Here is a 13,309-nt window from a genome sequence, read left to right on the forward strand (position 1 = left end):
ATTTCAAGCACTTTTTGATAATTTTTATGATCAATAATAGAGAAGACGATGATTCGGTATCACTTAAAAGAGTTGATTGCAGAGAAGGAATTTGCCGAGCGGCGCAGAATTACGATCGGGGAGATAGCGAAAGAAACGGGCATCAATCGGATGACGTTATCGAAAATTATCAATCACCCAGGCCACAGCACGGTGACAGATAATCTAGATAGGCTTTGCTACTACTTTAATTGTGAGATCGAACAGCTAGTGACTCACATCAAGGAGTCCAGTCCAGAACCTGCGCCTTAACTCGGTAGGAAAGAAAAAGAAGGAAATGCTGAATCAATTGTTCGGTGCCTGAAGGTCGCCGCCTTTTTTACCTACCAATAGGCATTTTTAAAAATGGGCACGGTGTGGGCACAATTTGGGCACAGAGCTTTTTGGAATGACAGGCAACAAAAAAGGCAGATCATTAAGTAACTGATCTGCCTTTCAAAATATTGGTAGCGGGGACCGGATTTGAACCGATGACCTTCGGGTTATGAGCCCGACGAGCTACCAGACTGCTCCACCCCGCATCAACGTGTGGCGTATTCTACAGAAGTTTTAGATGAAGTCAATAGGGTGATTAACACGTTTGGCTTATAGCCGTTGATTATGACCTGCGGCAACATGAGGTAAGTGAAGCTATGCTTTATATAGCCATAACAACAAGCTTACGTTGGTGCACCGAATTGCCAAATAGTGCACTAGGGTAATACAGGCGCAGTCGCGCTTATTCACAATGGCTTGCGACACAACGTGCATACTTTGCGATCCAAGCCATTTGTCATATCAGGGAGGTAGTCAATGGCCAATCAAGCCCCCGTCGCCTGGGTAACTGGTGGAACTGGTGGTATCGGTACGGCAATTTGTCGTTCGTTGGCAGATGCGGGATATCTGGTTGTGGCGGGTTATCGCAACCCGGACAAGGCCAAAACCTGGCTAGAAACGCAGCACGCCGACGGCTATAACAATATCGAATTGTCTGGAGTCGACCTCGCTGATCACCACGCCTGCCTGGAAGGAGCCCGCGAAATCCACGACAAGTATGGCCCGATTAGCGTGCTGGTGAACTGTGCGGGGATTACCCGCGATGGCACCATGAAAAAAATGTCCTACGAGCAGTGGTATGAAGTGCTCGACACCAACCTCAATAGCGTTTTTAACACCTGCCGTAGCGTCATTGAGATGATGCTTGAAAATGGCTATGGTCGGATTATCAATATTTCTTCCATCAATGGTCGTAAAGGCCAGTTTGGTCAGGTCAATTACGCGGCGGCGAAAGCCGGTATGCATGGCCTAACCATGTCGCTGGCGCAGGAAACCGCGACCAAAGGGATTACCGTTAATACCGTATCGCCTGGCTATATCGCCACCGATATGATTATGAATATTCCAGAAAAAGTGCGCGAAGCAATCCGGGAAACAATTCCCGTGAAGCGCTATGGCACGCCAGAGGAGATTGGCCGACTGGTCACCTTCTTAGCCGATAAGGAGTCAGGGTTTATCACCGGTGCGAACATTGATATCAACGGTGGTCAGTTTATGGGCTAGTGGTTAGCTCAAGAGGAGAACGTAAACGGGAGGCTCATAGCCTCCCGTTTTCTTGCTAATGCTACGGCAATGGAACCCGCGCCAGGCGGCTTAGCAGGTTATCCAGCTCTTCCACTTCAGCGGTCCATAGCGTGGCGGGCATTGGACCTAGCGCCAATAGCGCAACCAGGATGTCGACAACGTCTTGATCACGGCTGCGCGCTTGGTTGAAGCCTTCATTCAAGCGCTCTACCTGAATTGCCAGGCGCAGCGGTTCGTCGCTTTGCCGCACGCTACCCACGGCCAGCATCGACAAGTGCACTCTTAGCCTGGCGAGAGAGTCGGCTATGCGGGCGTGATCCGCGTCGGATAGCGGTGCTGCCACGTTATGGCGCTGTTGATTACGTGCGTCATGTGCCTCATTAAAGGCGGGGGGAAGCGAGGCGCTAAGCACCGTTTGGGCATCCACATCGCTGAGGGCGCCCTCACTGAGGTAGCGCTGGTCGGCTGCTAAGTGAGCGTTTACTAACGGCATAAGAGCGTGCCACTGCTGAACCGTATCGGCAACCGCCAGGCGGTTTAAGCGTTCGCGACGCGCTCGCACAATCCCGCTCATTCTTCGCTGCATGCCTTCGCTGCGCCGATTGCGTGGCAGCGGCTCAAGCTGGTTGGCCTGTTCGATAAAGCGATCCAGTGCGGCCGCCTCGCTGGCCTCAATAGGTTGCCAGCTATCCATTTCGTCGATCAGGGTCTGCATCTCATCCAACTGCTGTTGCTGGCGCGCTGCCTGCTCATTTTTATGCGCATCGCGCTGGGCAAAGAGTTGGTCGCACTCATGGCGAAAAGTTTTCCACAACGTTTGCTCTTCGCCTTTGGGTGCCCGGCCTAGCGTTCGCCACTGTTGCTGTAGCTGTTTGGTCTGGTGAATACGCTGGGCTAATGGTTGGCTGTCGTCGCTGCGCAGCGCGCTCACTTGGCTAATCAGGTCGCGTTTTTGTGAGGCGATAGTCTCAGCGCGTTGATCAATTAAGGTCTGCAAACGGTGACGAATAGTGCCGAAACGACGCCCAACGGTTTCAGAGCGCTCGCGTGGCACGGGGCTATAGTGCCGCCATTGGTGGCGCGCTTTGTCGCGAATTTGCCGCAGCACATCAGGGTCGGCGTCTTCAGCGGGCTGGGCCAGTAGGCTTTCAAGCTGATCGCACAGCGCCTCGCGGGCTTGAAGGTTGGTCTCACGCTCTTGGCTAAGCTGATCCCGCCAGGGGGCGAGGCGCTCGTGGATGCGATCCGAAGCGCTGCGAAAACGCGCGGACTGTTCGCGGTTGGCCGCCGCATCGCCCAGTGATTTCCACTCTTTGACCAGTTGGCGATGGTGGCGGTCAAGCGCTTCTTCCGCCATATGGGGGTCGTTAGCCAGAGTTTCGATGCTGGCACATAGCTGCTCGCGCTTGGGTCCGGCGACGAACCCCCGCCAGTCGCGTAGTTCTGCCAACCGGGCGGCTAAATGCTTTAAGCGCGTTTTGAGCGGTTGAGCAGAGGGGCTTTCCAATGCTTCGATGCGTGGTTTTAGCCGCTGATGCAGGCGGCTGGCACTTTTAAAGGCGCCGCGTTCTAGCAAGTGCTCAAAGGTGTCGAGTTCCGCACCATGGGTCTCCAGTGTGGCGCTGTCTTCTGTAGGCTGCGAGGGGGCGGTGTTGTCAGCGTTGAGAGCCGCTTGGGCGCGGCCGAGCAGCGCGGGGGGCGTTAAGGCTTCCGGCCATTGGCATTCGCTAATCAGTGTGGCCAGGGTAGCGTGGTCACCACTGGCCAGTGCGGTTTCGATGGCGGCGCTTACCGCACACCAGCGCTGCCATGCCTCTAAGCACTGATCGTAGTGCTGTATCGCCAGCGTGTAGCGCTGGCGCAGGGTCTCGCTGGGCGGATGCATATCGGAAAGCGCCTGCCAGCGTTGGCCGAGCAGTTGGCGCTGGGCGCGCAGGCTGTCGATATCCTGCACGGTCATGGCGGAAGCGTGGCGCAGGCCATCGAAGGTCTCTTCGATCCCTTCAAGCAGCTGTTCGCGGGTGTTTTCGGCTTCCTCGCGGCGCTCGTCGCTCTGCTGCCGAGCCTGCTCCTGGGTCTCGTGGTCGTGGAGCGTTTTGCGGCAATTGAGTACGGCTTGATGAAAGCGCTGCTCCTGTTCCACGCTGGGTGGCTGCGTCAGCTGCTCCCACTGGCGTTCAAGATGCCGAAAGCGGCCGCCGTAAAGTGGTTCCCAAGGCGCATGTGCGTGCTGCTCCAGCTGTTTCAGAAGTGTTTCGCGCTGCTGCGCTTCCGCTTCCAGCCACTGGGCATCGCTGCGCAAGCGGTTTAGGCGCTCCCGCGCCAAGCGAACCACCTGACGGTCGCGGCGCGCCTCTTTTACTAACCGCTTAAGGCCCTCTTCGTCCTCAATGCGTTCGGCGGCCTGATGGCGAACGGCGGCCACACCGTTATGGCAGGCTTGACGAATCAGGTCATTTTCATCGCTTAGCTTGCTCAGTGCGACCAAGCGCAGATTAAGGTTGTCACCTTGTAGGGCGACCGCACTCAGCACCCTTGGTTCTTCAATCTGTTCGACCAGAGATTGGCGTTGGTGCAGATCGGTATGGCCTTCTCGCCCGCTGAGTCGTTGGCAAACGGCATTGAACCAGGCTTCCTCCTGCTGATGCTGGGGGTAAGCATTGACCAGTCCCTCACAGTCATCCAGGGCCAGCAGCGCGGTAAGGCGAATCTGGCTATCGCTATCTTGAGCGAGCGACTGCAGCGCTTGGCGCTGTTCGGCTTGCTCTGGATTCAGTCGTTGGAGGGCCTGACGGCGCACCTCGGGGTCAGGGTGTTGCCACCGAGGTGCGAACAGGCGTCTTAACAGTCCGTGCATGGATCATCCTGCTAGTATGAAATGCGTAGCGTGAAAAAAACGGCTCGGTGGTTGCAGTCACCGGCGCTGTCGCTTAGCTTGGCGTTGCTATTGCTATCTTGTAATAAGCATGGTGTGACAAGCAGCTATTTTCTAGGCCACACTGCTTCTAGAACACACTGTTTTTAGGCTACAGTGTTTCTAGACGACGAAATGCGTGATAGTACGCTACCTTTATCTTATCTGAACATGACGGGGAGTTCGGCCATGAGCCTTAACGTGGATAGTGCCGCAGTGGCCTTTACCTTCAAAGGCGGCATGCTGCCGATGACCGTCATGGAGTTAAGTAGCGCTGATCCGGAACAAATCCGGCAGCAGTTGGCTGGCAAATTCTCCCAGTCGCCTGCTTTCTTTCAGCATACACCGGTTGTGCTCAGCGTGGAAAAACTCGATGAACCCCACTTAGCTCTTGAGCGCATTTGTGCTGTATGCCGTGACCATAAACTGTTGCCGGTGGCCGTTCGCGGCGGCAGCGAGCCAGTACGCCAGTCGGCCTGGGCGCTGGGGTTGGGGTGGTTTCCGCCAGTGGCAGAGGGGCGTGCCCGGGTGCTGGAAAGTGTTAGCAACTCGCCGGTGCATGAGGTTACCCGTGAGGAGACGGTGAGCGAGACGGAAGCGCCAACCCTTGCTACCCGGCTGTATCGCGGCACCGTGCGTTCGGGGCAGCAAGTCAGCGCTGCTGATGGCGATTTAGTTGTCATCGGGGCGGTGAATGCCGGGGCAGAAGTGCTGGCTGCCGGCAGTATTCACGTTTATGGCGCGCTACGCGGTCGTGCTTTGGCGGGGATTCATGGTAACACTCAAGCGGGCATTTATTGCCGCGAACTGGCCGCCGAACTGCTTTCGGTGGCGGGTAATTATAAGCGCTCGGAAGATATCGATGCACAGCTGCGGGGTCAGCCTGCAGAAGTGCACTTTGCGCAAGAACAGCTCGAAATTAAGCCATTAGGGTAATGTTTCCGTATGAGCGCACGTTGGTGCTTCATGCCTAGCGACGCCGAAGACGCTATCCGTTACAGTATGGCATGTTGATGACATTGACGTTCCCGTTATGCGCAGAGCGCCCACTGAACTTGCGCTCGCGACCAACGACTTCAAGAAGGAAGTGACTTTTGGCCAAGATAATTGTAGTGACCTCTGGTAAAGGGGGGGTCGGTAAAACCACCAGCGCTGCGGCAATCTCCACCGGGCTTGCGTTGCGCGGTAAAAAAACCGTCGTGATCGATTTTGATGTGGGGCTGCGTAATCTCGACCTGATCATGGGCTGCGAGCGGCGTGTGGTGTATGACCTAGTCAACGTGATTCAAGGCGAAGCGGGGCTTAATCAGGCGCTGATTCGCGACAAGCGCGTTGAGAATCTGTTCATTCTGCCTGCCTCACAAACCCGCGATAAAGATGCCTTAACCCAGGAAGGCGTCGCGGAGATCCTGGAGAAGTTGAAAGAAGATTTCGATTACATTCTGTGTGATTCTCCCGCGGGTATTGAACGCGGTGCGCAGTTGGCCATGTATTTTGCCGATGAAGCGATTGTGGTCACCAACCCCGAAGTATCGTCAGTGCGCGACTCTGATCGTATTTTAGGCCTGCTGGCCTCTAAAACCCGGCGCGCTGAGCAGGGCGATGACCCCATCAAGGAGCACCTGCTGGTTACCCGCTATAACCCCGAGCGAGTCACCTCTGGCGATATGCTGACGCTGGACGATATTCGCGAAATTTTGGCGATTAATCTGCTGGGCCTGATTCCGGAGTCTGAAGCCGTACTGCGTGCTTCCAACCAGGGCGTGCCCGTCACCCACGATATCTCCAGCGACGCGGGCCAAGCCTACAGCGACACGGTATCGCGCCTGCTTGGCGAAGACATGCCGCTGCGTTTCCATGAAATGCAACGCAAAGGCCTGCTAAGCCGTATGTTCGGGGGAGGTCGTCGATGAAACTGCTGGAGTTCTTGAAGCGTGAGCGCAGGAAATCCGCCTCGGTAGCCAAAGAACGTTTGCAAATTATTGTGGCGCACCAGCGTAGTCAGCGCGGTCAGCCTGACTATATGCCGATGCTTGAACGCGAACTGCTTGAGGTGATCCGTCGTTACGTGCATGTGGACGACGACGCCATTCAAATTTCCTTGGACAGCGAAGACAACTGCTCTGTGCTGGAGCTTAACGTGACGCTTCCAAAGAGCTGAGCCCTTTAGCTAAGTCCAGGAACTGAAGGCGGGGCGAAAGGGGCGGCGGGTGTGCTAGGCTTGGGCTTTTCATTGCCCAGCGGAGTGTTTATTCATGGCATCACCCAATGCTGCCCCTGCCAGTTTTCTCTGGCATGATTATGAAACCTTCGGGGCTGACCCGCGCCGCGATCGGCCCGCTCAGTTCGCTGCACTGCGCACGGATGCAGAACTGAACGAGATCGGTGAGCCCATTGAGCTCTACTGCAAACCCGCTGATGACTACCTGCCTCATCCTGCTGCCTGTTTGATCACCGGAATTACCCCGCAAAAAGCCCAGCGCCATGGTCTCCCCGAAGCAGAGTTCGCGGGTGAGATTCAGCGCCACATGAGCGAGCCGGGTACCTGCGTAGTGGGCTACAACAGCCTGCGTTTTGATGACGAAGTTTCGCGCCACCTGTTTTACCGCAATTTGCTTGACCCTTATTCCCGCGAGTGGCAAAACGGCAATTCCCGCTGGGATTTAATCGATATTGTGCGCGCCTTTTATGCGCTGCGCCCGGATGGCATTGAATGGCCGCTGCGCGAAGACGGTGCGCCCAGCTTTAAGCTCGAGCACTTAACCGCCGCCAACGGCATTGCCCATGAGGGTGCCCACGATGCGGTGGCAGATGTCCGCGCCACTATCGCCTTGGCGCGGTTGCTCAAAGTGCGCAATGCCAAGCTGTTTGACTATCTGCTCGGCCTGCGCGGTAAGCGCGCGGTGGCCAAGCAGCTCGACTTACCCAACGCCAAGCCGCTGCTGCATATCTCCCGCCGTTATCCCGCTAGCCGGGGCTGTAGTGCACTAGTCATGCCGCTGGCCGAGCACCCGACAAACCCTAATGGGGTGATTGTTTACGATTTGAGCGTTGATCCCAGCGATATGCTGAGCATGTCGGCGGAGCAAATTCGTGAGCGGGTGTTTGTCAGTCAGCAGGATCTCGCCGAAGGCGAGGCGCGCATTCCGCTAAAGGTAATCCATATCAACCGCTGCCCAGTGGTGTTCCCCGCTAGTGCTTTGAAAGACGTTGAGGGGCCTCATCAGGGCGAGTACGGCACCATTGTTGAACGCTTGGGTTTGGATGTTGCGGCCTGTCGACAGCACTGGAAAACCCTGCGCGATGCCAGCGGTGTCGCCGCTAAGGTCGCCGAGGTGTTTAGTGCCGGTTACGACGATGTACCCCAAGACCCTGATCTAATGCTCTATTCGGGCAGTTTCTTCTCCGCTGCTGACCGTCAGCAGATGGAGCGGGTGCGAGAGATGGAACCGTGGGACCTGGTCGGTCAGCGCTTTGCGTTTCAGGATCCGCGTTTGGAAGAGATGCTGTTTCGCTTTCGTGCGCGCAGTTACCCCGACACGTTGGAAGGCGAAGAGCGCGAGCAGTGGGAGGCGTTTCGCTGGATGCGGATCAATGACCCGGCCTTGGTGGGCTTTACGCTTAAGGCGTTTGCGCGGGAAATCGAGCAGTACAATCAGCAAACCCTCACTGATCGCGAGCGGCAGGTTCTGGAAGAGCTGGTGATGTTCGTGGAAGCCATGATGCCGGCCCAGGCATTTGACGCCTGAGCCGGTACCGATGGCCTAACAGCGCTGTTTATTCACGCACTTTAGGCAGCGCTGAGCGCGCTTCCCGATAAGTACTCACATCGCTGGGTTCGTCGCCCGGATTAAAGCGTATGTCCAGAGTGTGCTCGCGCAGCGATGGCCAGAGAGCCTTAATATCCTCAAGGCTAACGTTAAGCACTAGCTCGGCCAACTGGTCACGGCGGTCGAAGCGAACGTCTTCAAGCGCCGTGGCTTGCCAATAGCGGTTAGCCATGCCTGAAAGGCTGGTATCGCGCTGGCGTAACTGGTCGTGAACTGCTTGGCGATAAGGCACTAAGTCAGCGTCGCTAAGTTGTTCAAGACGCTGGTTAGCCTCGTCAAGAAATGCATCCATCCGCTCAGCAATAGTGCCGCTCTCGACATCGGGGGATTGCACCATGAGCGCAATCCCTGGTGCTTCGAGCAGCGGTGAATAGCCTGCGTTGACGATGTAGCCGAGCTGCTGCTCGGTGCGCAGCTGCTGGTAGAACGGTGTTTCCAGCCACTGGGCGATCACGGCGGTGGCGGCTTGCTCCTCTGGGGTCTGGTCGCGACCTTGCATGTAGCGCAGTACCAAAGACTCATCCCGCGTGCTATGAGGGTGCAGCACGCGGTGCTCCTCACTGGCCGCAAGGGGGATTAAGTTAGCAATGGCATCGCGGGTTAGGCGTGGCTTGAGCTTAGCGCGCATCAGCTGAGTTTGTTCACGGGCCAGGTCAGCATCCAGGTTGCCCACCGCCATAGCGTCGACGTACAGGTCATTTAGAAAGCGCTTGCGGAAATTTTCCAGGTGCCCCCGATCAAATCGCTCGCTGGCGGCGAGAAGCTCTGCGTTAGACCACTGCGGTGTGAGCAGGGCTTCGCCTAGCGTACGGCTGGCTTGGCCGGTGAGCGACGCCTGGGGCGCGTTGCGCCACTCCCGCTGGAGCTGGTAACGCACGCGCTCGAAGGCGCTGTCGCTGATCGGCGCGGTTTTAAGCTGCTCAAGCACGCTTTCAATCAGTGGGGTTTGACCATCTCTCCACCCCGAAAACGATAGCGTCATGCCTCGGGCGTGGGGATAGGCGCTGAATGACTGCCCTGCCAGCCACGCGGGGTAGAGCGATTCATTCAGGCTGTCATTCAGCCAGCTGGCCAGCAGACGGGTGAGTACCGCTTCTTCAGCGGAGTAGCTGGCGGTGGGGTTTTGCAGGCTAACGCGCCACTCAACTTTAGGGGTGTTAAAGCGCTCATCCTGCATGTGCCAAGCCGTAAACGAGGGCGTGTCGACCAGCAGGCTGGGATGCTCATCCTGCCCCTCTATCAGCGTCAAGTCACTGGCAATAAAGGGGTTGGGGCCAGGGAGCTGCAAGCCACTTAGTGCTTGACCTGACTGGTCGGGCGCTTGCTCTTTCCACTGGGTGTTGAACCACGGTGACACGGTGTCGCTTTCGACATCCGGCGCCGAGTAGAAACGCAGCATGTTATCTGGCGTTAGCGCGTTTAGGTAGGTCTGCTGGAGTTCTGCATCGGGGCCATCCATGCGGTAGGCCGCGTACTGCACGTCTTCTACCGGGTAGCGCGATAGGCTCATGGAGAGGCGTGTGGCTTCCTGCTGCGGGGCGCCATGTTGCTGGAAGCGGAAGGCCTGTTCATTAAGGTCTGCTTGTTCCTGGTAACGCCACTCAGCAAGGCCGTCGTTGCGCAGTTGCCCGATGGCCGCAAACAGGGTGGCTTCAATATCGTCAAGGCGCTCGGCGCCTGCGGGCGTTAGGCTGATGGAGACTGTGAACAGCGCTTGGTTGCCATCACCGCGGCCAACGCCAGCGGAAAGACCGTCGGCCAGACCGGCATCGCGCAGTACCGCTAACAGGCTACCTTCACCTTCATCGCCAAGCAGGTGGGCGATTACCTGGGTGGGTTTTGTGCGGTAGTCGTCGGTGGGGTCGGGTACCGGGAAGTAGAAGCGTAATTGACGGCGATCCTGCAGCGACTGACGCTCGATATAGTGGGGGAGCGTGTCTGAATCAACCAGCGGCGCGTCAATCGTCGGCACGCTTAAGTCGTTGTTGGGAATATCGGCAAAGCGTTCGGCGACCAGCTCTTCCAATTGATCCAGCGGCTGCGGCGCCACAATCGCCAGGTTCATCACATTGGCGTCGTAATGCTGGTGATAAAAATCGATCACCCGCTCGCGCAGCGTGGCTTCGCCTTCAGGCGGGCTGGCCAATGTTTCCCGGCTACCCACCGCAAAGCCGGTGGTGGGATTGTCAGGGTTGAGCAGTTGGTTGAGCACATCGTTTTCGCGCCGGGATTCGTCGCGAATGCGCGCCATATACTCCGAGTGAACGATATTGCGCTCGCTCTCCAGGTGGTCGGCGTTAAACAGCGGTGAAAGGAAAAATTCGCTGAAACGGTCAAGCGCACCCGGCAGTGCCGACGGCTCAATATCAAAGAAGTAATTGGTATCCTGCTGGGCGGTAAAGGCGTTGTGGGAACCCGCATTATTGGAAATGTAGCGCTGGTAGCCGTCGGATTCGGGGTAGGGGTCGGTGCCTAGAAACAGCATATGTTCGAGAAAATGTGCTAATCCCTGAAGGTCATCGGGATCTTGGGCGCTGCCGACCCGTACATTCATCGACGCTGCCGCTTTGTCCGCTTCTGGGTCGCTGACCAGTAATACATTGAGGCCATTTTCAAGCGTCAAAACCCGGTAGTCGCGGCTGTCATACGGGCTAATGATTGGGGTGACCGTATCAGCAATGGCGTCGGCAACGGCGTCATCATTCGCGGCGAAGGCGAGTGGCATCATCGCGATGCTGGCAATGACGCCAAGCAGTGCGCGCTGAGGGAAAAGCCGCCGGCGGGTTAAGCAAGTGGATTGCAACATTACAGCTCCTGTGACACAGCCCAGCGCAGCATCGACCCGGTGGGGTGGGCACAAGCCGGTGACTGGTAGGCGGGATTATTGACATGTTTAGATACCGGAAAAGCGCCCAACAGTTCCAATGGCGCCGGGGTTAATAGCGAATTAAGCGTTGCTAAATCCGTATCCGGGTTGAGCCAGGCGGATAGCGCATGGCTGGGAATAGTGACCGGCAAACGGTCGGTTAATGGCGATAAAAGTAAATTAGCGGGCACGGTGATCAGGGCTGCGGAATCGGTGAACGCCGTTAACGTGGTGTGGTAGCGGCACCAGAGTCCGCCCAACAGCAGCGGCGCACGGGATACCTGGGTGACTAGATAGGGCTGCTTGCTACGCGGCTGGCTTTTCCAGACATAGAATCCACTAACCGGAATAACGCAGCGGCGCGCGCTAAAGGCATCGCGAAACATAGCACGTGTTTCAAGGGTTTCGGCTCGGGCGCAGTGGGGGGCGTGATCCAGTACCTCCAGCCAGGGGGGCGTCAGACCCCAGAAAATTGACGACAGCCGATACTCCCCCTGCTCAAGGCGAATCGCCGAGATGGGCCTTCTAGGCGCTAAGTTGGGCGATTCAACCAGTGGCTCAGGAGTGGCTAGCGTCGGTAATAAACGGGCCAGCGGTAAATGTTGCACATGCAGTCGCCCCGTCATAGCTATCTCCTTAAGCAAAATCGTCGAGGAAGTGTACCTGCATCGCGGGGGACTTCGCGCAATAAAGCACGAAATGGTGTGTTTTAGTGTCGAAAACAGTGTTCGATGTAAGGTATCCTATCGTATCCCTTGCTCCCGCTAAAGCGCAGTGAGGCTTTCCTCCTTGTTTGCCGTTGACCTTAAGAGATCGCCATGGCCCGTCCTAGACAGCATGCGCCCGATGCCCTCCACGCGCAGGTCATGCACGCTTGTGATGAGTGGTTGGCTGAGCAGCCAGTCCATGGCCTCTCACTGCGTGCTTTGGCCAGAGAAGTCGGCTGCGCCCCCAGCACCCTACTGAAGCTATATGGCAGCTTCAATAACTTATTGCAGCACGTCAATGTGGAAACCTTGGCACGCTTACAGCACACCATTACCAGCCTGGTCGATGATGACCCTGAGCCATGGCTGCGCTCCCTGGCGCGTGCCTACTGGCGGTTCGCCGAGCAGGATTGTTACCGCTGGCAACTGCTGTTCGATTATCCGTTGGCCCAAGAGGGTGAGCTGGATCAGCGCCAGAGCGATTTGATCGAAGCGCTATTTACCCAAGTTGAGGCCTCGATCAAAGCTTACCAGCCCGCGCTGGATGATCTCGAAGCCCGCCGTTTGGGGCGCACGCTGTGGGGTAGCGTTCACGGGCTAGTCCAGCTTGGGCTGAATGAGCGGTTGGGCTACTGGCAGGGGCAGCAGTTGAAAGTGGATGAATTGTTGGATCAACTGATGAGCACTATTTTGGCCGGTTTGCGCCATCGTGAGGCGGCGACGTGATGGGTTGGGTCAATGCGGCCCGCCAGGCGCTACGCTGGCTGATTTTTGTCTCCATGCGCCTCTGCTACCGACTGCAGGTGCATGGGCGTGAGCATATCCCCAAGCAGGGGGGCGCGCTGGTGGTGTGTAACCACGTCAGTTTTATGGATGCCTTGGTGCTCGGTGGCGCTAGCCCCCGGCCACTGCGCTTTGTCATGGATCAACCGATTTTTGACTCCCCCTGGCTTAAGTGGTGGTTTCAGCTGGTCGGTGCGATTCCCATTGAGTCTGAACGGCGCAGCCCTGGCGCCCTTAGGCGTGCGTTGGATGACGTCAGCGCAGCGCTACGCGAGGGGCAGGTCGTGATGGTCTTTCCTGAAGGGCGACTGACCCCGGATGGCGAGATTCACGCCTTTCGGCGCGGCTTAGAGGCGATTCTCGCTCGGGACGATGTGCCGGTGATTCCGGCAGGGCTGGCAGGCTTATGGGGGTCGTGGACATCTCACCATAACGGCAAGGCGCTTAAAAAGTGCCCTAAGCGGTTTCGGGCGCCGGTGAGCTTGCACTTTGGCTCACCGCTCAACCGCCTGGACGCCGATGACATAGCGCTGCGGCGGTTTCTTGAAGCGCGGGTTAGGGCGTTAAAAGCGGCGGCGGATCAGGATCTTGCCAACCGCCGCTAACGCGC

Annotated in this window: 11 protein-coding genes and 1 tRNA gene; 8 read left to right on the top strand and 4 right to left on the bottom strand. The window is 57.2% G+C overall.

Annotated features, from left to right (window positions below; all coding sequences use genetic code 11):
• The first annotated feature begins 48 nt into the window (after nt 1-48).
• Nucleotides 49-291, top strand: a complete 243-nt coding sequence (locus ACT3UM_RS16365; protein WP_498900490.1) for a helix-turn-helix domain-containing protein — start codon at nt 49-51, stop codon at nt 289-291.
• A 192-nt stretch (nt 292-483) separates the two neighbouring features.
• On the opposite strand, the gene ACT3UM_RS16370 is transcribed toward ACT3UM_RS16365, so the two are convergent.
• A tRNA-Met gene (locus ACT3UM_RS16370) sits at nt 484-560 on the bottom strand.
• A 271-nt stretch (nt 561-831) separates the two neighbouring features.
• Between ACT3UM_RS16370 and phbB the strand changes: the two genes are divergently transcribed.
• Nucleotides 832-1,578: an acetoacetyl-CoA reductase gene (gene phbB, locus ACT3UM_RS16375; protein ID WP_498900492.1), complete on the top strand. Its 747-nt coding sequence runs from the start codon at nt 832-834 to the stop codon at nt 1,576-1,578.
• 61 nt (nt 1,579-1,639) lie between these two features.
• Here the strand turns inward: phbB and ACT3UM_RS16380 are convergent, their stop codons facing one another.
• Nucleotides 1,640-4,456: a DUF349 domain-containing protein gene (locus tag ACT3UM_RS16380; RefSeq protein WP_498900494.1), complete on the bottom strand. Its 2,817-nt coding sequence runs from the start codon at nt 4,454-4,456 to the stop codon at nt 1,640-1,642.
• A gap of 246 nt (nt 4,457-4,702) precedes the next feature.
• On the opposite strand from ACT3UM_RS16380, the gene minC reads away from it, so the two are divergent.
• From minC to sbcB, 4 genes are all read left to right on the top strand, one after another.
• A complete protein-coding gene (gene minC / locus ACT3UM_RS16385; RefSeq protein ID WP_498900496.1) occupies nt 4,703-5,449 on the top strand; it encodes a septum site-determining protein MinC in 747 nt (248 codons plus the stop codon).
• 158 nt (nt 5,450-5,607) lie between these two features.
• Entirely contained in the window at nt 5,608-6,426 is an 819-nt protein-coding gene (minD, locus tag ACT3UM_RS16390; protein ID WP_035576496.1) for a septum site-determining protein MinD, read from the top strand.
• On the top strand, nt 6,423-6,674 hold the full coding sequence (gene minE, locus ACT3UM_RS16395) for a cell division topological specificity factor MinE (RefSeq protein ID WP_007111776.1): 252 nt from the start codon (nt 6,423-6,425) through the stop codon (nt 6,672-6,674). Before minD ends, minE begins: the two co-directional genes overlap by 4 nt.
• Before the next feature lie 94 nt (nt 6,675-6,768).
• Nucleotides 6,769-8,262: an exodeoxyribonuclease I gene (gene sbcB / locus ACT3UM_RS16400; protein WP_498900499.1), complete on the top strand. Its 1,494-nt coding sequence runs from the start codon at nt 6,769-6,771 to the stop codon at nt 8,260-8,262.
• A gap of 28 nt (nt 8,263-8,290) precedes the next feature.
• Here sbcB and ACT3UM_RS16405 read toward each other — a convergent pair whose 3' ends face one another.
• Both ACT3UM_RS16405 and ACT3UM_RS16410 read right to left on the bottom strand, forming a co-directional pair.
• On the bottom strand, nt 8,291-11,149 hold the full coding sequence (locus tag ACT3UM_RS16405) for an insulinase family protein (protein WP_498900501.1): 2,859 nt from the start codon (nt 11,147-11,149) through the stop codon (nt 8,291-8,293).
• A complete protein-coding gene (locus ACT3UM_RS16410) occupies nt 11,149-11,835 on the bottom strand; it encodes an SOS response-associated peptidase (protein ID WP_498900503.1) in 687 nt (228 codons plus the stop codon). The genes ACT3UM_RS16405 and ACT3UM_RS16410 overlap by 1 nt, the downstream gene beginning before the upstream one ends.
• 192 nt (nt 11,836-12,027) lie before the next feature.
• On the opposite strand from ACT3UM_RS16410, the gene ACT3UM_RS16415 reads away from it, so the two are divergent.
• Complete coding sequence (locus ACT3UM_RS16415; RefSeq protein ID WP_035576500.1) at nt 12,028-12,642, top strand: TetR/AcrR family transcriptional regulator; 615 nt, start codon at nt 12,028-12,030, stop codon at nt 12,640-12,642.
• Nucleotides 12,642-13,304 carry a 1-acyl-sn-glycerol-3-phosphate acyltransferase gene (locus tag ACT3UM_RS16420; protein ID WP_498900505.1) on the top strand — a complete coding sequence of 221 codons (663 nt, stop codon included), beginning with the start codon at nt 12,642-12,644 and terminating at the stop codon, nt 13,302-13,304. The genes ACT3UM_RS16415 and ACT3UM_RS16420 overlap by 1 nt, the downstream gene beginning before the upstream one ends.
• Nucleotides 13,305-13,309: the final 5 nt, after the last annotated feature.

Source organism: Halomonas sp. AOP13-D3-9 (assembly GCF_052379125.1).
GTDB lineage: Bacteria > Pseudomonadota > Gammaproteobacteria > Pseudomonadales > Halomonadaceae > Vreelandella.